Origin of the sequence: Lentibacillus sp. Marseille-P4043 (genome assembly GCF_900258515.1) — a bacterium.
In the GTDB taxonomy this organism is placed as follows: Bacteria; Bacillota; Bacilli; order Bacillales; family Amphibacillaceae; genus Lentibacillus_C.
This window is the reverse complement of sequence record NZ_LT984884.1, coordinates 168,835-187,205: the sequence shown is the minus strand read 5'-3', so window position 1 is coordinate 187,205 and position 18,371 is coordinate 168,835. Positions and strand designations below refer to the sequence as shown.

The following is an 18,371-nucleotide window of genomic DNA, read 5'->3' as shown; positions in this document are numbered from 1 at the left end:
AGTGAAGGCAGAACTTTTATATGAAGGAAAGGCAAAGCAAGTTTATCAAATGGAAGGAACAATGGATCAGCTCATTTTGTCTTATAAAAATGCTGCGACTGCCTTTAACGGTAAAAAGAAAGCGACCTTCGCAGGGAAGGGCAGATTGAATAATGAAATTTCATCACTCATTTTTTCATATCTCAAAACGAAAGAAATTGAAACGCATTTTATTGAGAAATTGAATGAAACAGAGCAGCTTGTTCAAAAAACAGAGATTATCCCCTTGGAGGTAGTGGTTCGTAATCTGGCAACTGGCAGTATTACGAACCGCCTAGGGATTGAGGAAAAGACATCATTCAACCCGTCAGTTGTGGAGTTGTTTTATAAGAATGATCAATTAGACGACCCATTGATAAATGATGAGCATGCGTTATTTTTGAGCAATGTAACCGAATCGGAATTACAAGAAATCAAAATAAAGGCACGAAAAATTAATGATGCATTAATTGAACTTTTCAAATCTATCAATCTAACATTAGTTGATTTCAAACTCGAATTCGGCCGGCTAGCATGTGGCTCGATTGTGTTAGCTGACGAAATATCGCCGGACACATGCAGGCTGTGGGATCTGGACACACAGGAAAAGATGGATAAAGATGTATTTCGTCAAGGTACAGGTGATTTGCTTACGGTTTACAACGTTATTTTACAACGACTGGAGGGCATACGATGAAAAAAGTTACTGTGTTTATTACGCTAAAGCAAGGTGTGCTAGACCCACAAGGAAAGGCAATTCAAGATTCATTAAACTCACTAGGGTACCAAGAGGTAGAGCAAGCACGGGTTGGGAAATACCTGGAATTGCATGTGGAAGATAATGAAGACACGGAAGAACGTGTGAACGACATGTGTGAAAAGCTGCTCGCCAATCCAGTAATTGAAGATTATCGTTTTGAAGTGGAGGAGGCTGTTCGCTTGTGAAATTCGCGGTGATTGTTTTCCCAGGATCAAATTGTGACCGTGACATGTATCATGCGGTGAAGGATGTTTTGAATGAAGAAGCGGACCTTGTCTGGTATGAAAATAGCAATCTGGAAAACTATGATGCGATTCTATTACCTGGCGGGTTCTCATATGGGGATTACCTTCGCTCAGGTTCTGTTGCGGCAACATCAGAAGTAATGCAGCAAGTGAAAGCACATGCAGCAAAAGGAAAACCTGTGTTAGGTGTTTGTAACGGATTTCAGATCTTGCTTGAAGCAGGTCTCTTACCAGGAGCAATGTTACGAAACAAAAATCTTACATTTATGTGTCACCAAGAAGCATTACGTGTAGAAAACAATGCGACGATATTCACCAGTGCGTATTCAGAAAATGAAATTGTACATTTTCCAATTGCACATGGAGAAGGGAATTATTTCTGTGATGAAACAACACTTCAGCAATTACAGCAAAATAAGCAGATTGTCTTTACCTATGAAAACAATCCGAATGGCTCTGCTGCTAATATTGCTGGGATTACCAATCAAAAAGGTAACGTATTAGGGCTTATGCCACACCCTGAACGTGCAGCGGAAGCGTTACTTGGCAGTGATGACGGGTTAAAAGTTTTTCAGTCAATGGTTAAAAATTGGAGGGAATCCCATGTTGCAAACGTTTGATATAAGTCCAGAGCAAATCGAAATAGAAAAACTCTATCAAGAAATGGGGCTTAGTGAAAAGGAATATAACATGGTGAAAGCCATTTTAAAATGCCGGCCAAATTTCACGGAAACAGGAATATTTTCAGTCATGTGGTCAGAACATTGCAGTTATAAGACATCGAAGCCATTATTGAAAAAGTTCCCTACCAAAGCAATAAATGTTTTGCAGGGACCTGGTGAAGGTGCTGGCGTTATCGATATTGGTGATAACCAAGCCGTTGTATTCAAAATTGAAAGTCACAATCACCCTTCGGCAGTTGAACCGTATCAAGGTGCTGCGACAGGTGTAGGCGGCATTATCCGTGACGTATTTTCGATGGGGGCTCGTCCGATTGCCTTAATGAACTCACTAAGATTCGGTAATTTAACGTCAGAGCGTGTGAAATATTTGTTTCAAGAGGTTGTTCATGGGATTGCCGGATATGGAAATTGCGTTGGTGTGCCAACAGTTGGTGGTGAGGTGCAATTCGATGAAAGCTATGAAGGGAATCCACTTGTCAATGCGATGTGTGTTGGGCTGATCAATCATGATGAAATTCAAAAAGGGATTGCAGCGGGGGTTGGCAATACTGTGCTTTATGCAGGTGCGCCAACAGGCCGGGATGGCATTCACGGTGCAACATTTGCATCAGATGACTTAGCGGAGGATGCTAATAAAGATCGCCCAGCTGTTCAGGTTGGTGATCCGTTCATGGAAAAACTATTAATCGAAGCATGTTTGGAAATCATTCATTCTGATGCGCTTGTTGGCATGCAGGATATGGGGGCAGCTGGTCTTACATCATCAGCAAGTGAGATGGCAAGTAAGGCGGGAACGGGTATGGAAATGAATCTTGACCTAGTACCACAGCGTGAATTGAATATGAGTCCATATGAATTAATGTTGTCTGAATCACAGGAGCGAATGCTGCTTGTGGTAAAGAAAGGACGCGAACAGGAAATTATCGATGTTTTTGAAAAATATGGGTTGCAAGCTGTTGCCGTTGGTGAAGTGATCGAAGAAAAGACATTCCGCCTGCTGCATCATACAGAAGTTGTTGCTGATATCCCTGTTGATGCACTAGCAGAAGAGGCACCGGTCTATCAAATGCCATCGGAAGAGGCAGCGTATTTCCAAGAATATCAGAATATTAAGCCTATTGTGCCGGAAGTAACGGATCATAGCGGAATGCTAAAAAAATTACTTTCACAACCAACCATTGCTAGCAAGGAATGGGTTTACGATCAATACGATTCCATGGTGCAAACCAATACCGTTGTAACACCTGGATCAGATGCAGCGATTGTAAGAGTCAAAGGAACTAATAAAGCGCTAGCCATTACAACAGATTGCAATTCTCGTTATATTTATTTGGATCCGGAAACTGGTGGGAAAATTGCTGTTGCTGAAGCAGCTCGAAATATTGTTTGCTCAGGTGCCAAACCATTAGGACTTACAGACGGCCTGAATTTCGGTAATCCAACGAAGCCTGATATCTTTTGGCAAATGGAAAAAAGTATTGATGGTATGAGTGACGCCTGTCGTGTTTTGAAAACACCGGTCGTCAGTGGAAATGTCTCCTTATATAACGAATCAAAAGGAAAAGCAATTTTTCCAACCCCCGTTGTTGGGATGGTCGGCTTGCTTGAATCGTTGGAACACCTTACACCAAGCTATTTTCAACAAGCGGGTGATGCGATTTTCGTAATTGGTGAAACGAAAGCTGAATTTGGTGGAAGCGAACTACAAAATGTGCTGGCGGATGATACGACAGATGAAATTTATACTGGCCAAGCACCAGCGATTGATTTGCAAGTAGAGGCAAAACGACAATCACAGCTGTTGGAGGCTATTCACCAAGGTGTTGTTCAATCTGCACATGATGTAGCTGAAGGTGGTCTTGCTGTAGCGTTAGCGGAAAGCGTGTTTCATAAAACAGGATTAGGAGTAATTGCTTATTTATCTGGGGACATGACGGTAGAGCTATTTAGTGAAACCCAATCACGTTTCCTTGTCTCAGTGAAACCAGAAGATGAGGAGCAATTTAAAGAACTGGTTGCTGATGCTCGTCAAATCGGTGTTGTAACGGATGATCATACGTATACCGTCGTCGGAAATGGTGAAAAGGTCATTGAGGAAAATGTCGATACACTTTGCAAACGTTGGAAAGGAGCTATTTCATGCTTGCTGAAATCAAAGGCTTAAACGAAGAATGTGGCGTTTTTGGAATTTGGGGTCATGAGAAAGCAGCAGAAATGACGTATTATGGTTTACACGCTCTTCAGCATCGCGGGCAAGACGGGGCTGGAGTTGTAACAAGCGACGGGAGCAACCTTAAAATTCATAAAGACTTGGGACTTGTCAATGATGTGTTTAAACATGCTAACTTCAATGAGTTACAAGGTCATGCTGCGATTGGGCATGTTCGGTATGCGACGCAAGGTGATGGTGGCATTGCGAACATTCAACCGTTATTATTTCGCTCGCAGACAGGGAGTATCGCTTTAGCCCATAACGGAAATATCATGAATGCGTATAAGCTTCGTGGTGAATTGGAGCATGAGGGAAGTATTTTGCAAACAACGTCAGATACAGAGGTTCTAGCCCATTTGATTCGACGTAATGGTTCAGCTAATTTTGAAACTGCCTTAATGGAGGCGCTGCGAAGTTTAGTTGGGGCATATGCATTCTTAATCATGAAGGAAAACAAGTTATATATCGCAACGGATCCAAGAGGTTTACGTCCACTTTCGATTGGCAGGCTTGGGGATGCATATGTTGTGGCATCGGAAACGTGTGCATTTGATTTAATTGGCGCAACGTTTGAACGCGAGGTGATCCCAGGTGAGTTAGTTATGGTTGATCATAATGGCATGTCAGCTAGAAAATTTGCTGAACCAGAGCCGCGGACCATGTGTGCAATGGAGTATGTTTATTTTTCAAGACCGGATAGTGATGTGAATCAGGTGAACGTCCATGCTTCACGCAAAAAAATGGGAATCGAATTAGCGAAGGAAGCACCAGTGCAAGCAGATGTTGTGACGGGTGTACCCGATTCAAGTATTTCCGCAGCAATTGGTTATGCGGAACAGCTCGGCTTACCATATGAAATTGGTTTAATTAAAAATCGTTATGTTGGCCGGACGTTTATTCAACCATCACAAGAACTTCGTGAACAAGGGGTGAAATTGAAACTGTCGCCTGTTCGGGGGATTGTGGAAGGCAAACGCGTCATTATGATCGATGATTCAATTGTTAGAGGGACAACAAGTAAACGAATTGTCCGAATGTTGAAAGAAGCAGGTGCTGCAGAGGTGCATGTGCGCATTGCCTCGCCACCAATTACGAATCCGTGCTATTACGGGATTGATATGTCAACTCGTGATGAGCTGATTGCTGCAAACTATTCATTAGAAGGGATTGCCAAATTGATCAGCGCTGATAGTCTAGCTTATTTGTCAGAAAGTGGATTAGAACGAGCAATTGTACATGAAGAACTACCTAACCAAGGCATTTGCAAAGCCTGTTTTACCGGAAACTATCCAGTCGTTGAAAATCAGGGTCAATCCCCCGTTACACTAACGATAAAGTAGTAGGGTGGATCCCGAAAAAAGGAGGGTGCCAATTGGCCAATCGTTATAAAGATGCTGGTGTTGATGTGGAAAAAGGCTATCAAGCTGTCGAACGAATGAAAAAGCACATTGCGAAGACCAATCGGAAAGAGGTGCTTGGCGGTGTTGGGGCATTTGCAGGGTTGTTTGATTTAAGTGGATTTCACTATAAAGAACCTGTACTTGTTTCTGGAACAGATGGTGTTGGTACGAAACTAAAGCTGGCACATCAACTTAATAAGCATGATTCCATAGGGATTGATCTCGTCGCTATGTGTGTGAATGATATCGTTGCGCAAGGTGCACAACCGTTATTTTTCCTTGATTACATTGCTTGTGGCAAAAATGATCCAGCTATGATGGAACGTATCGTAGAGGGTGTTGCGGAAGGCTGTACACAGGCAGGGGCTGCTTTAATCGGTGGTGAAACCGCTGAAATGCCCGGGATGTACCAAAAAAATGAATATGATTTAGCAGGTTTTGCTGTTGGAATTGCTGAAAAATCAAAGCTTATTACCGGAGAATCCATTAAGGCAGGTGATCGTGTCATCGGTTTGCCTTCAAGTGGGGTTCATTCCAATGGGTATTCTCTTGTTAGAAAACTTGTTGAAGGGCTTGATCTTACTAAACAGTATAGAGGCTTAACTAAATCTCTAGGTGATGTGCTATTGGAACCTACGAAAATATATGCCAACGCGATTCATTCGTTAATGAAAAATGCTGAAATAAAAGGAATTTCCCACATAACGGGTGGGGGATTTTACGAAAACCTACCACGGATGCTACCGAATGGAGTGGGAATTTCCATCCATCAATCAAATTGGGAAAAGCCAGCAATCTTTTCCTTTTTACAAGAGCTTGACAACATATCGGATGATGAAATGTATGGTGTATTTAACATGGGAATTGGCATGGCGCTTGTTGTTGACAAAGAAGATACGGATCGTGCGCTTTCCGTGTTACATGCTACCGGAGAAAAAGCAAGCATTATTGGGATTGTGACGGATAATGAAGGGGTGCATTTTGATTCATGAATAATGTGAAGGCAGCAGTATTTGCCTCTGGAACGGGAAGTAATTTTCAAGCCATCATGGAAGCTGCGATAGAAGGGAAACTAGCATGCGATGTCGTGCTGCTCGTTTGTGATAAGCCGGACGCTGGTGTTATTGAAAAGGCAAAGAGATTCGGAGTTTCAACATTTGTGTTTGATCCAAAACAGTATCCGTCTAAAGAGGCACATGAGCAAGAAGTGGTGGATAAATTGAAATTCATGGATGTGGAATGGATTTTTCTAGCGGGATATATGCGAATCATTGGTCCCACATTGCGTAACCAGTTTGTGAAAAGGATTGTGAATATCCACCCATCCTTGTTGCCGGAGTTTCCCGGGAAAGATGCGATTGGGCAGGCATTTGCTGCTCGTTCAAAGAAAACGGGGGTAACGGTCCATTATGTTGATGCTGGAATGGATACGGGTCCAATCATTGCCCAACAGGAAGTTGAAATTTTGTCAGATGATACAAAAGAAGCACTACAAGAAAGAATCCAGCGGGTTGAACATCGATTGTACCCTGAAATAATCAATCAAATTTTAGACAAGGATTTTTTCTGATAGATTGGGACTGCGATTACTCGCCCCACCGAAGCCATTTGTTGTTTTTTGCACAATAGATATATAATGCGCAGTAATGAAGTTCTCTTTGGTGACACTTTCTTCCCGTTCCAATGGAATATGAGTGTTTGGTTCGCTCCGTCAGAATACTCCGCTTTCCATGGGCACGGCCTCAGCCTCCTCGGAAGCAAAGAGCGCTTCCTTGAAAAAGAAAACCACTTTTTCTGCGTGCGATGTAATACCACTGAAGTTTTCCTTGTCCTGCGGGGTCTTCGGACTCGTGCTGTTCCCATAGGGCAAGGGATGCTTCGGCAGCGTTACATCGCACGCAGAAAATCGAACTGTATTTTCAAGGAGTCTACGTATTCTGACTCCGCTAGTAGAAGTTCCCTAATTTTTGTGTAGATATAGCATGTATATCAAGTAATAGCACCTACTAGCGAAGGGAAAACACGGAGACTCCTGCGGGAACAATGGTTTTCGGTGGGGCGAGTTAGCGCAGCCCCAGCACGTGTCCGAAGACTTCGAAGCGGCGGTTTTCCGCTTCGGAGGCTGAAGCCGTGCCCGCGGAAAGCGTAGTGTTTTCCCGTAGCGGTTGTCAAAGCTCCGAACTTGATTTCTAGTTATTGCACATAATATATCAACTACAAACTTAAAAAATAATAATCCATATGAAAACAACTTTAGACAAAAAATAGGGAGTGATTTGATGAAGAAGCGAGCTTTAATCAGTGTATCTAATAAACAAAACATCGAAACTTTTGCAAAAGGTCTTATTGAGCATGGTTATGAAATCATTTCGACTGGTGGAACGTTAAAGGCGATTCAAAACGCTGGTATTGACGCTAAAGCAGTCGAAGAAATAACTGGATTCCCGGAAGTTTTGGATGGCAGGGTTAAGACATTGCATCCATTTATACATGGGGGATTACTAGCAAACAGAGAAGACGTTCATCATATGGAGCAGCTTAATGAGCATGCTATCACTCCGATAGATATGGTTGTAGTCAATTTATATCCATTCAAACAAACGCTTGAAAAAGAAGGTGTTACGGAAGCAGAAATTGTGGAAAACATCGACATTGGTGGACCGACAATGCTAAGAGCTGCTGCGAAGAACTTTGCACATGTTACGGTTGTTGTTGACCCGAATGACTATGATTCTATATTGGATAATTTACAAAATGCTAGTTTAGATGAGGCAAAACGCAAACAGTTAGCAGCAAAAGTATTTCGCCATACAGCGAACTATGACGCGATGATTGCGAATTATTTTTCGGAAGAGTCTTTCCCTGAAGTACTGACAACTACATATGAAAAAGTTCAAACGTTACGTTATGGAGAAAATCCGCATCAAAGCGCAGCATTTTATCGGGATGCTCGTTCCATTGCAGGTGGTCTGGCAACAGCTAAACAGCTCCATGGCAAGGAACTATCTTATAACAATATTCAAGATGCGAATGCTGCACTGGAAATTATTGCTGATTATGATGAACCGACAGCCGTTGCGGTTAAACATATGAATCCATGTGGAATTGGTGTTGGCAATACGATCGAAACAGCTTTTTCCCGGGCTTACGATGCCGATCCGATTTCGATTTTTGGTGGAATTGTTGTTTGTAACCGGGAGATTAATCTAGCAACAGCAGAACAACTAAGCAACATATTTCTAGAAATTGTGATTGCACCGCAATTTACGGAGGATGCGCTTAAACAACTAACGAAAAAGAAAAATATTCGGCTATTAGAACTAGATATGGCAAACGATCGTACTAGTAAGCAAAAAATAACAAGTGTTGTGGGCGGAATTCTCGTTCAAGATTATGATACTGGAAAGGTTGGAGAGGCGGATTTGCAATTTGCAACAAACCGCAAACCGACAGCAAAGGAATTAGAAAATCTATTATTTGCCTGGAAAGCAGTCAAACATGTGAAGTCAAATGCCATAGTTTTAGCAAAAGATAATCAAACGATCGGTGTTGGTGCGGGGCAGATGAATCGTGTTGGTGCAGCAAAAATAGCAATGGAGCAAGCGGGTGAAAAAACGAAAGGTGCTGTGATGGCTTCTGATGCATTTTTCCCAATGCCGGATACGGTGGAAGCTGCAGCTAAATTTGGTATTACAGCCATTATCCAGCCTGGTGGGTCAAAACGGGATCAGGATTCGATTGATGTGTGTAATGAGTATGGAATCGCAATGGTTTTTACTGGCATGCGCCATTTTAAACATTAATACCACACAGGGGGCGTTTAGATGAATATATTGGTTGTTGGACGTGGTGGTCGTGAGCATAGTATTGTAATGCAACTGGCCAAAGATGAGAAGGTCACAAAACTTTATGCAGCACCCGGAAATGGTGGGATGGCAGGGCAAGCGACATGTATTAAGATTGATGAAATGGATATTGCCGGTTTAATCAAGTTTGCCAAGGAAAAAGCTATTGATTTGACGGTGGTTGGTCCGGAAAACCCATTGAATGCTGGGATTGCGAATCGCTTTCAAGAGGAAGGGTTGGCAATATTTGCGCCAACGAAAGAAGCAGCCCTTCTGGAAGGGAGTAAACAATTTGCAAAGGAATTTATGAAAAAATACGATATTCCAACAGCTGATTATGCAACGTTCACAGATGCTAATGATGCTAAAAATTATATCATCAAAAAAGGCGCACCAATCGTTATTAAAGCTGATGGACTTGCGGCAGGTAAGGGCGTTGTTGTCGCAGAAACGGAAGTACAGGCATTGCAAGCGGTTGATGAAATGCTTGTTGAACAGACATTTGCCAAAGCTGGCGCGACGATCGTCATTGAGGAATGTTTAACTGGTCCGGAATTTTCGTTGATGGCGTTTGTCCATGAAGGAAACGTCTATCCGATGATTCCCGCACGAGACTATAAACGTGCATTTGATAATGATAAAGGGCCGAACACCGGTGGAATGGGGGCCTTTGCACCAGTTTCTGATATTTCAGGTGAAACATTAGTATATACTTATCGTGAAATTTTACAAAAAACAGCTGCAGGATTAATCAATGAAGGTCGCCCATTCACAGGGATTTTATATGCCGGATTAATGATGACTGCAGAAGGTCCAAAAGTAATTGAGTTTAACACGCGCTTTGGTGATCCGGAAACACAGGTGGTACTACCATTGTTGGTGAATAACCTTCTTGACGTTATTGTAGATGTCATGAATGGACGAAATCCGCGGCTAGAGTGGGAAGAGAATTTCTGTGCGGGTGTAGTTGTGGCTTCAAAAGGTTATCCTGCATCTTATAAGAAAGGAATATCGCTACCGCAATTCCAAACATGGGGGAATTGTTTCGTGGCACATGCAGGTACAAAACGGGTGGGAAAAAGGTTTGTATCTGATGGTGGGAGGGTACTGTTAGTTGGCTCCAAAAGCACCTCTCTTGAACGTACAATTGAAGCGGTATACCAAACGCTAGCACCAATTGAACAAATAGATGAATTCTTTTATCGAACAGATATAGGAAAACAAAGCATAGGTACTTTTTAAAAAGTTTTCGTAACATACTTTCTTGATAAATAATGTAAGATAGTAGTATAGTGAGTAAACTAAACAATAGCTGATTACAATTAATCAGCTATTGTTTAGTTTTTATGGAATGTTTTTTAAAAGTATTAAGAGATTAAAAACACCGGCAAAGATGTATGATCACATATTTACCATGTTGTTGTTTTCTAAGTAAACAGCTAAATTAGATCCCCAAAATAGTAAATAAATGCGCAAAATGCATTCTAATTTATCTGATTTGCGAATCGTTTATACAACGGCATTAGGTGAAATACCGAACAATAAGAAAGTATTAGAGTTTGTGTGGCCTGTTATCTTTTCTGTTGAGCAATTGGGATATTTGCTTGAATCTTCTTCGACGTACAGATCGGCCTGTCCTATCTGATACTAATCTTGCTCAGTTATTACTAGTTTTTTGAAATAATGGCCAAGGCCAGTGAACAAGGGTATTCATTGAATATAAGGGATATACCAGAAATAAAAAGGATACCTACAGATACAAAAGGAAATTAACGATCTACAAGACGCATTGCAAATTAGCGAAAGAGCACCGGTTTCGCAATGTTTGTTGCTTTTTATATTTCGTAGTAGATATAAAATGCGCAGTAACTTTTATGTGACTTCCTCTCATTCTTTACAAGATGAGTGGAAATCGCGGCTTGGGGGAAATACTCGCTTTCCGTGGGGAACGCTTCAGCCTCCTCGCGAGCAAATACCGCTCACTGCGGGGTCTTCAGACAGTTCCTTTCCCACAGGAGTCTCGCATTTCCCCCAAGCCTAAGTCTGATTTTCTGTCCGTGGGAGAAGAAAACCACTTAATATTAAAATCATTAACAACTACTCACAATCCAGAAAATTCTTATCAGCGAAGTATTCTGGTGGAGCGTATTCAAGCACCTCTGTTAATTAGAACAATTGAAGTCCTTGTAATATTCACTATTACGCATTATATATCTGTTGTGTAATAAAATAACAATCTTCAAGAAAACGGCCTGATGGAAAAGGTAATAAAAGTGGGGTAAATCTTTGCTTCTATAGAGGAAAACTGGGATGTTAAGTGAGCGATCAATGTTCCATAATAGCTAAGGCTCTGCTCTGTTCAAAAGGGGTAAAAGAGTATAATATTTGGCCCTGGTTAGTTCACAGACAGGGTGATTCCAGAGTTAAAGTCGTAGCGTGACTATCTTATCGGTTCTGCTCCCAAGCAATTGTCACAAAAATTTCACTGCATTTCACAAAAACGTTACAGTATGAAAGCGTTTTATATGATAAAATAGAAGAAATTAAAAATTGGAGAGTTGCTTTATGTTAGAGAACGGTTATTATTGGCGAAATCGCGAACTGCGCGAACATGTTGCTGTAATTGATGGCAAGGTTGCACCAACACTTGTTTTGAAAAACAGCACATATTTAAATACATTTACGAAACAATGGTTGCAAGCAAATATTTGGATTTTAAATGATCGAATTGTGTATGTGGGTGATAAAATGCCAGAGAACCAATCCACAACAGAAATCATAGACTGTAAGAATTATTATCTTGTACCAGGTTATATTGAACCACATGCACATCCATTTCAATTATATAATCCTGAAGAATTGGCCCTTCATGCAGCTAAATTCGGGACGACAACATTAATTAACGATAATTTAATGTGGCAATTTTTACTTAATAAAAAGAAAGCGTTTTCTTTACTAGAAGAATTTAATCAAATGCCTGTTTCTATGTATTGGTGGGCACGTTTTGATTCGCAAACAGCATTACAAGATGAAGAAGCTTATTTCAATAGTGAGGATGTACTGGATTGGTTATCTCATCCTGCTGTTATTCAGGGAGGAGAGTTAACATCATGGCCTAGTTTACTTGCCGGTGATGATAGATTGCTATATTGGATGCAAGAGTCAAAGCTTAAGGGGAAACCGATCGAGGGACATCTTCCAGGTGCATCGGAAGGAACATTAACGAAGATGAAGCTACTTGGTGTAACAGCTGATCACGAATCGATGACAGGTGCTGAAGCAATTAAACGCCTGCAGCTTGGATATCAGGTAGGGCTAAGGCATTCCTCAATCAGGCCGGACTTGCCGAAGCTGTTTGATGAATTACTCGCAGAAGGTATTTCTACATTTGAAAATGTTACTATGACAACAGACGGTGCAACACCTGCATTTTATGAACATGGTGTGATGAATGTTTGCCTTGAAATTGCAATTAACAAGGGTGTTCCACTTGAAGAAGCCTATGGTATGGCTACTTATAACGTAGCAAAACATTACGGGATTGCGGAGCAGTTAGGAAGTATTGCACCTGGTCGCATGGCCCATATTAATATTTTACAAGAAAAAAATAACCCGCATCCTGTAAGTGTGTTGGCAAAAGGAAAATGGATAAAAAAGGATAATGTAGCACAAACGGTACCATCACAAATCCATTGGAATAACTATAACATAGGTTCCTTACAACTTGATTGGGATTTACAAATGAGTGACCTGCAATTCTCTGTTCCGATTGGACTTGATATGGTAAATGATGTCATTATTAAACCATATGCAATTGAAACAGATGTGACGCTTGATGTATTGCCTGATCAATATGGTGATGCGTTCCTGTTATTAATTGACCGTAACGGGGAATGGCGCGTGAATACGACATTGCGTGGTTTTACAGAGCGTCTTGGTGCCATTGTCAGCTCTTATACAGCGACAGGTGATATCGTTTGTATCGGAAAAAGTAAACAGGATATGTTAATTGCCTGGCAGCGCCTAAAAGAAATTGGTGGAGGTATTGTTCTCGTTCATCAAGGTGAAATTATCTTTGAATTGCCACTACAACTTGGCGGGACCATGTATGATGGTAAAATGGAACAATTAATAGAGAAAGAAAAGCAATTAAAAACGTTGCTACAAGAATTTGGCTATCGTTTTGGTGACCCGGTTTATTCCATCTTATTTCTTTCCTCGACCCATTTGCCATATATTCGGATCACACAAAAAGGGATAATTGATGTAAAAAAACGGGAGGTACTCTTTCCCGCGATAATGCGTTAACGTATAATAGAAAGGAAGTTGATCAAAAAGAACTTTTTAATAAAGGTGTGTTTGAGTAATGAAAAAAGTGCTTTTATGTACGATTCTAGTAATCTTTGCTTTGCTTGTAGGCTGTTCCGATGATAAGGAGAAGGCAGAGAACAATGAGTCAAAGGAAAGTGCTGTGGAAGATAAATCAGATCAGCCAGAAAAAATGGAGCACGTTTATCCTTTGACAGGTATTGGGACAAATGAAGCCGCGAATAACCGGATTGTTGGTGTGATGATTAATAATCACACGAATGCACGACCACAAACGGGTCTCTCCAAAGCGGATATTGTTTTTGAAATTCTGGCGGAAGGAAGAATCACACGTTTTTTGGCATTGTTTCAAAGTGAAAAACCGGATGTAGTCGGGCCGGTCCGTAGTGCACGGGAGTATTATTTTGAATTAGCCGATGACTACAATGCCTTGTATGTTTATCATGGTGCAGCTGCTTTTGTTAATGATATGATTGATAACCGTGGAATCGAATATTTAGACGGTTTCCACCATGATAATGACGGCAAGTTGTTCAAGCGGGAATCTTTCCGTGAGGCGCCACACAATTCCTATTTGCTTTTCGATGCAGTTTATGATGCAGCTGAGGAAAAGGGTTACGATATAACTGCAACATATGAGCCATTACCATTTTTAACAAAAGATGAAGTTGCGGGACTTGCCGGTGAATCTGCACAGCATGTTGAAATTGATTATTCGAAAAACAAGATAATGGAAATTGTTGAATTTGATTATGATGCAGACAGTGAGAAATACACACGATTCAATGATCGGGAAAAAACAGTCGAATTAAATACAGATGAACCCATCCAGGTTGATAATGTATTTGTCGTTGAAACCCATCATGAGGTTATCGATGATGCTGGTCGCCGTGCTGTTGATATGGAATCTGGTGGAGATGCTCTATTACTACAAAAAGGAAAAGTTCAACAGGTTCAATGGGAAAACAAAGACGGTAGAATTATTCCTGTGAAAAATGGTAAACCGGTTGGCTTCGTACCAGGAAAAACGTGGATAAATGTTGTTCCAAATAATCCGGGAATTGATAGTTCCGTTACTGTGTCAAATTAGAAGAAGGCAGGTGGTATACCGTGCAAATTGATAAACTACGTGGGGAGCAATTAGATCAATTATTTGATGCGATCCTTTCACTAAACTCTAGGGAAGAATGCTATCGTTTTTTTGACGATATCGCAACAATGTCTGAAATCCATTCCATTGCTCAACGCTTGCAAGTGGCGAAAATGCTCATTGAAGGCCATACTTATAATGTGATTGAAAAAGAAACAAATGCTTCAACCGCAACGATTTCACGTGTGCGAAGGTGTATTAATTTTGGTAATGATGGGTATCAAATGGTACTCGAGCGAATTTTAGATGACGAAGCTGATAAAGAAGATAAATAGAAATGTCGCTGCTGTAAAAGTAGCGGCATTCTTTCTAATTGGCTTTTTCGTATAGATAGTTATAAGAGGTTGTTGCTTTTAGGGAATTCAACTTTCGCATCGTGAAATGGACAAATAAGTCTTGATAGAATGAAGAAGGATGGAGATTCATTGCTCAAGTTGACTGTGGATTAATCGCATTTGATATATACTGCGACATAACTAAGAAATTGCTGTCCCACCGTTCCAAGTTTGTCCCAGCTAACTGTATGATCTTATTTTATTGGTGCGAAGTTGTGTGAGGAATAGAAAAACGTTAGATGATGTGTCCCAGTATTCATAATAAGCTAAATTAATAGTTGGGGTTCGTGATTGATGTTCAAATCCACTGTCACATCCACATATTTTACCTTCCATGTATTGTCTGCCAACCGATTTCACCAAGAAGCAAAAAACATTTCCCTTTATCCTAAATTTCATGCTTGATTTTTGCTATAATAAACTAATGGATTATGATAATGGAGGATTAGACCTTTGTATAATGAAATGAACGAATGGAAGCATTTATTTAAGTTGGATCCAGCTAAAGATATATCTGATGAACAGTTGGATAAGTTATGTGAATCCGGAACAGATGCGATCATTGTCGGAGGTACGGATCATGTCACATTGGATGGTGTGTTAGATCTGTTGTCTCGAATACGTCGGCACACTGTTCCATGTATATTGGAAATATCGACAATGGATGCATTAACACCTGGGTTTGATTATTATTATATTCCCATGGTGATGAATTCAACCGAGAAAAAATGGATGATGGATATACAACATCAAGCCATTAAACAGTATAAAGAGATTATGAATTGGGACGAAATTTTTGTTGAAGGGTATTGTATTTTAAATGAACAAGCAAAAGCCTTCACCAAAACAAAGTGCGAACTGCCTAATATGGATGATGTGATTGCGTATGCTTATATGGCAGAGCATGTATTTCATTTACCGATTTTTTATTTGGAATATAGTGGGACATACGGTGATCCCGAGCTTGTTAAACAAGTGAAGAGTCAATTGAACGACACATTGCTTTTCTATGGTGGCGGAATTGAAAATAGTTTGCAGGCAGCTGAAATGAAAGAACATGCGGATGCCATTATTGTTGGAAACAGTATTTATACGAATTTTAAACAGGCATTAAAGACAGTTAAAGCTGTAAACGATTAAAGGTGGTGTTAGATGTGAGTCAAACAATAGATGACTTACTCAAAGGATTGAATAAAGAACAGCAAACGGCTGTTAAGCATACAGATGGACCGTTATTAATTATGGCAGGTGCAGGTAGTGGAAAAACCCGGGTGCTGACCCATCGCATCGCCTATTTACTAAGTGAAAAAGACGTTGCACCAAGAAATGTTTTGGCGATTACGTTTACCAATAAAGCAGCACGAGAAATGAAAGACCGTGTAAAACGATTAGTTGGAATGGATAGTGAGCAAATTTGGGTATCAACTTTTCACTCGATGTGTGTACGAATTTTGCGTCGTGATATTGATCGAATTGGCTACAATCGTAACTTTACGATTTTGGATAGTAGCGATCAGCTATCCGTCATTAAACAAATCATAAAGAATCTTAATATCGACCCAAAAAAATTTGATCCGCGGGCAATGCTGGGACAAATTAGTTCGGCAAAAAATGAACTGATCACACCGGAAGCATTTAATGCAGAGGTTGGTAACTTTTATGAACGACAAGTAGGGGAGATATATGCAGCTTATCAAAAAATGCTGCAAAAAAACCAATCGCTTGATTTTGATGACTTGATCATGCAAACCATTCATTTGTTTAAACGTATTCCGGAAGTATTGGAATATTACCAGCGCCGGTTTCAATATATTCATGTGGATGAGTATCAGGATACGAACCACGCACAATACTATTTAGTAAAACAACTAGCGAATCGTTTTCAGAATCTCTGTGTTGTCGGTGATTCCGATCAATCAATTTACCGTTGGCGCGGGGCAGATATCCAAAATATTTTATCCTTTGAGAAGGACTACCCAACAGCACGAACCGTTTTCTTAGAACAAAACTATCGTTCAACGAAGGCCATTTTGGAAGCAGCAAATAAAGTCATTCAAAATAACCCTGGACGTAAACCGAAAACCCTTTGGACGGAGAATGACGACGGGAAACATATTAATTATTTCCAAGGAGCAACCGAACAAGAAGAGGCATTATTTGTTACGGATAAAATCCAGGAATTAACAAGAGAGAGCGGCATTTCCCCTAATGACGTTGCAATTTTGTATCGGACAAATGCCCAATCTCGTGCTATTGAAGCAACCTTGATGAAATCAAATATTTCCTATCAAATGGTTGGTGGACAAAAGTTCTATGAGCGTAAAGAAATTAAAGATTTAACATCGTATTTACGCTTAATTACTAACCCAGATGATGACATCAGTTTTGAGCGGGTAGTGAATGTACCGAAGCGAGGAGTTGGAAAAACGTCGATCGATCGCTTGCGGGAATATGCAACAAAACACGATTTGTCATTTTTTGAAGCGGTGAAGGAAGTTGATTTTACCGGCGTTTCTAAAAAAGCTGCGAATGCATTGGATGAATTTGCTACACTCATTCGTACGTTAACACAGCAACAAGAATTTTTAACGGCTACAGATATGGTTGAAGCAGTGCTTGAGCGAACAGGCTATGAAAAAATGCTTAAAACTGAGAACACACTTGAATCACAAAGCCGTCTGGAAAACTTAGAAGAGTTTATGACGGTTACTCAAGATTTTGAAAAGGTGAATGAGGATAAGACACTTGTTGCTTTCTTAACCGATTTGGCGTTAATCGCTGATATTGACAAGGTTGATGAGGAAGATCCAAATAACGAAGAAAAAATTACGCTGATGACGTTACATGCGGCAAAAGGACTGGAGTTTCCGGTTGTCTTTCTAATCGGATTGGAGGAAAATGTCTTTCCGCATAGCCGTTCGATGTTTGATAATGATGAAATGGAAGAAGAGCGTCGTCTTGCGTACGTAGGGATAACCCGGGCAGAGAAGGAACTTTATTTGACCCATGCTAAAATGCGTACACTATATGGTCGCACGAATATGAACCCGATCAGCCGGTTTATTAATGAAATTCCAGAAGATCTAATTGATGGAATTGAACAAGCGCGCCAATCAATGTTCGGTGGATCAATTGCCCAGAAGAATACTAGTAATACTCCTACACCTCCTTTGAAACGAAAAGCAGAGCGACAACAGAATACCACAGGAGCGGAAAGTAAAACATGGATGCCTGGTGACAAAGCAAACCATAAAAAATGGGGTGTTGGCACCGTTGTTAAAGTTCAAGGAGAAGGGGAAGCGATGGAACTTGATATAGCTTTTCCGGCACCAACCGGGATCAAACGACTGTTAGCAAAATTTGCACCAATAACGAAACAATAGGGAGTTGCTTG

The 18,371-nt window shown here is 40.7% G+C and carries 15 protein-coding genes; all 15 read left to right on the top strand.

From position 1 onward, the window contains the following. Position 1 precedes the first annotated feature (1 nt). Positions 2–715: a phosphoribosylaminoimidazolesuccinocarboxamide synthase gene (purC, locus tag C8270_RS00885; RefSeq protein ID WP_106494682.1), complete on the top strand. Its 714-nt coding sequence runs from the start codon at positions 2–4 to the stop codon at positions 713–715. Further along, complete coding sequence (purS, locus tag C8270_RS00880) at positions 712–963, top strand: phosphoribosylformylglycinamidine synthase subunit PurS (RefSeq protein ID WP_106494681.1); 252 nt, start codon at positions 712–714, stop codon at positions 961–963. Before purC ends, purS begins: the two co-directional genes overlap by 4 nt. Then, the gene (purQ, locus tag C8270_RS00875; protein ID WP_106494680.1) at positions 960–1,643 is read left to right on the top strand and encodes a phosphoribosylformylglycinamidine synthase subunit PurQ; all 684 of its coding nucleotides are present in this window, start codon (positions 960–962) and stop codon (positions 1,641–1,643) included. Before purS ends, purQ begins: the two co-directional genes overlap by 4 nt. Then, positions 1,627–3,870 carry a phosphoribosylformylglycinamidine synthase subunit PurL gene (gene purL / locus C8270_RS00870; RefSeq protein WP_106494679.1) on the top strand — a complete coding sequence of 748 codons (2,244 nt, stop codon included), beginning with the start codon at positions 1,627–1,629 and terminating at the stop codon, positions 3,868–3,870. Before purQ ends, purL begins: the two co-directional genes overlap by 17 nt. Then, on the top strand, positions 3,846–5,258 hold the full coding sequence (gene purF, locus C8270_RS00865; protein WP_106494678.1) for an amidophosphoribosyltransferase: 1,413 nt from the start codon (positions 3,846–3,848) through the stop codon (positions 5,256–5,258). Before purL ends, purF begins: the two co-directional genes overlap by 25 nt. 32 nt (positions 5,259–5,290) lie before the next feature. Further along, on the top strand, positions 5,291–6,310 hold the full coding sequence (gene purM, locus C8270_RS00860) for a phosphoribosylformylglycinamidine cyclo-ligase (protein ID WP_106494677.1): 1,020 nt from the start codon (positions 5,291–5,293) through the stop codon (positions 6,308–6,310). Next, on the top strand, positions 6,307–6,888 hold the full coding sequence (purN, locus tag C8270_RS00855) for a phosphoribosylglycinamide formyltransferase (RefSeq protein ID WP_106494676.1): 582 nt from the start codon (positions 6,307–6,309) through the stop codon (positions 6,886–6,888). The genes purM and purN overlap by 4 nt, the downstream gene beginning before the upstream one ends. 709 nt (positions 6,889–7,597) lie before the next feature. Beyond that, on the top strand, positions 7,598–9,121 hold the full coding sequence (gene purH / locus C8270_RS00850; RefSeq protein WP_106494675.1) for a bifunctional phosphoribosylaminoimidazolecarboxamide formyltransferase/IMP cyclohydrolase: 1,524 nt from the start codon (positions 7,598–7,600) through the stop codon (positions 9,119–9,121). Positions 9,122–9,142: 21 nt separating this feature from the next. After that, on the top strand, positions 9,143–10,405 hold the full coding sequence (purD, locus tag C8270_RS00845) for a phosphoribosylamine--glycine ligase (protein WP_106494674.1): 1,263 nt from the start codon (positions 9,143–9,145) through the stop codon (positions 10,403–10,405). 235 nt (positions 10,406–10,640) lie between these two features. After that, positions 10,641–10,808 carry a hypothetical protein gene (locus C8270_RS19625; RefSeq protein ID WP_158701548.1) on the top strand — a complete coding sequence of 56 codons (168 nt, stop codon included), beginning with the start codon at positions 10,641–10,643 and terminating at the stop codon, positions 10,806–10,808. A 920-nt stretch (positions 10,809–11,728) separates the two neighbouring features. Then, on the top strand, positions 11,729–13,471 hold the full coding sequence (locus tag C8270_RS00840; RefSeq protein WP_106494673.1) for an adenine deaminase C-terminal domain-containing protein: 1,743 nt from the start codon (positions 11,729–11,731) through the stop codon (positions 13,469–13,471). Between the two features lie 58 nt (positions 13,472–13,529). Further along, positions 13,530–14,582: a DUF3048 domain-containing protein gene (locus C8270_RS00835; RefSeq protein ID WP_106494672.1), complete on the top strand. Its 1,053-nt coding sequence runs from the start codon at positions 13,530–13,532 to the stop codon at positions 14,580–14,582. A gap of 20 nt (positions 14,583–14,602) precedes the next feature. After that, on the top strand, positions 14,603–14,917 hold the full coding sequence (locus C8270_RS00830; protein WP_106494671.1) for a YerC/YecD family TrpR-related protein: 315 nt from the start codon (positions 14,603–14,605) through the stop codon (positions 14,915–14,917). 525 nt (positions 14,918–15,442) lie between these two features. Further along, complete coding sequence (locus tag C8270_RS00825) at positions 15,443–16,117, top strand: heptaprenylglyceryl phosphate synthase (protein ID WP_106498417.1); 675 nt, start codon at positions 15,443–15,445, stop codon at positions 16,115–16,117. Positions 16,118–16,131: 14 nt separating this feature from the next. Further along, positions 16,132–18,360: a DNA helicase PcrA gene (gene pcrA, locus C8270_RS00820; RefSeq protein ID WP_106494670.1), complete on the top strand. Its 2,229-nt coding sequence runs from the start codon at positions 16,132–16,134 to the stop codon at positions 18,358–18,360. Positions 18,361–18,371: the final 11 nt, after the last annotated feature.

Excerpts from the sequence above, each read along its gene's own strand:
- purF (WP_106494678.1), top strand. The coding sequence starts at position 3,846 with ATGCTTGCTGAAATCAAAGGCTTAAACGAAGAATGTGGCGTTTTTGGA.
- C8270_RS19625 (WP_158701548.1), top strand. The coding sequence starts at position 10,641 with ATGCATTCTAATTTATCTGATTTGCGAATCGTTTATACAACGGCATTA.
- purD (WP_106494674.1), top strand. The coding sequence starts at position 9,143 with ATGAATATATTGGTTGTTGGACGTGGTGGTCGTGAGCATAGTATTGTA.
- C8270_RS00825 (WP_106498417.1), top strand. The coding sequence starts at position 15,443 with ATGAACGAATGGAAGCATTTATTTAAGTTGGATCCAGCTAAAGATATA.
- purN (WP_106494676.1), top strand. The coding sequence starts at position 6,307 with ATGAATAATGTGAAGGCAGCAGTATTTGCCTCTGGAACGGGAAGTAAT.
- C8270_RS00835 (WP_106494672.1), top strand. The coding sequence starts at position 13,530 with ATGAAAAAAGTGCTTTTATGTACGATTCTAGTAATCTTTGCTTTGCTT.
- purS (WP_106494681.1), top strand. The coding sequence starts at position 712 with ATGAAAAAAGTTACTGTGTTTATTACGCTAAAGCAAGGTGTGCTAGAC.
- purH (WP_106494675.1), top strand. The coding sequence starts at position 7,598 with ATGAAGAAGCGAGCTTTAATCAGTGTATCTAATAAACAAAACATCGAA.
- purL (WP_106494679.1), top strand. The coding sequence starts at position 1,627 with ATGTTGCAAACGTTTGATATAAGTCCAGAGCAAATCGAAATAGAAAAA.
- C8270_RS00840 (WP_106494673.1), top strand. The coding sequence starts at position 11,729 with ATGTTAGAGAACGGTTATTATTGGCGAAATCGCGAACTGCGCGAACAT.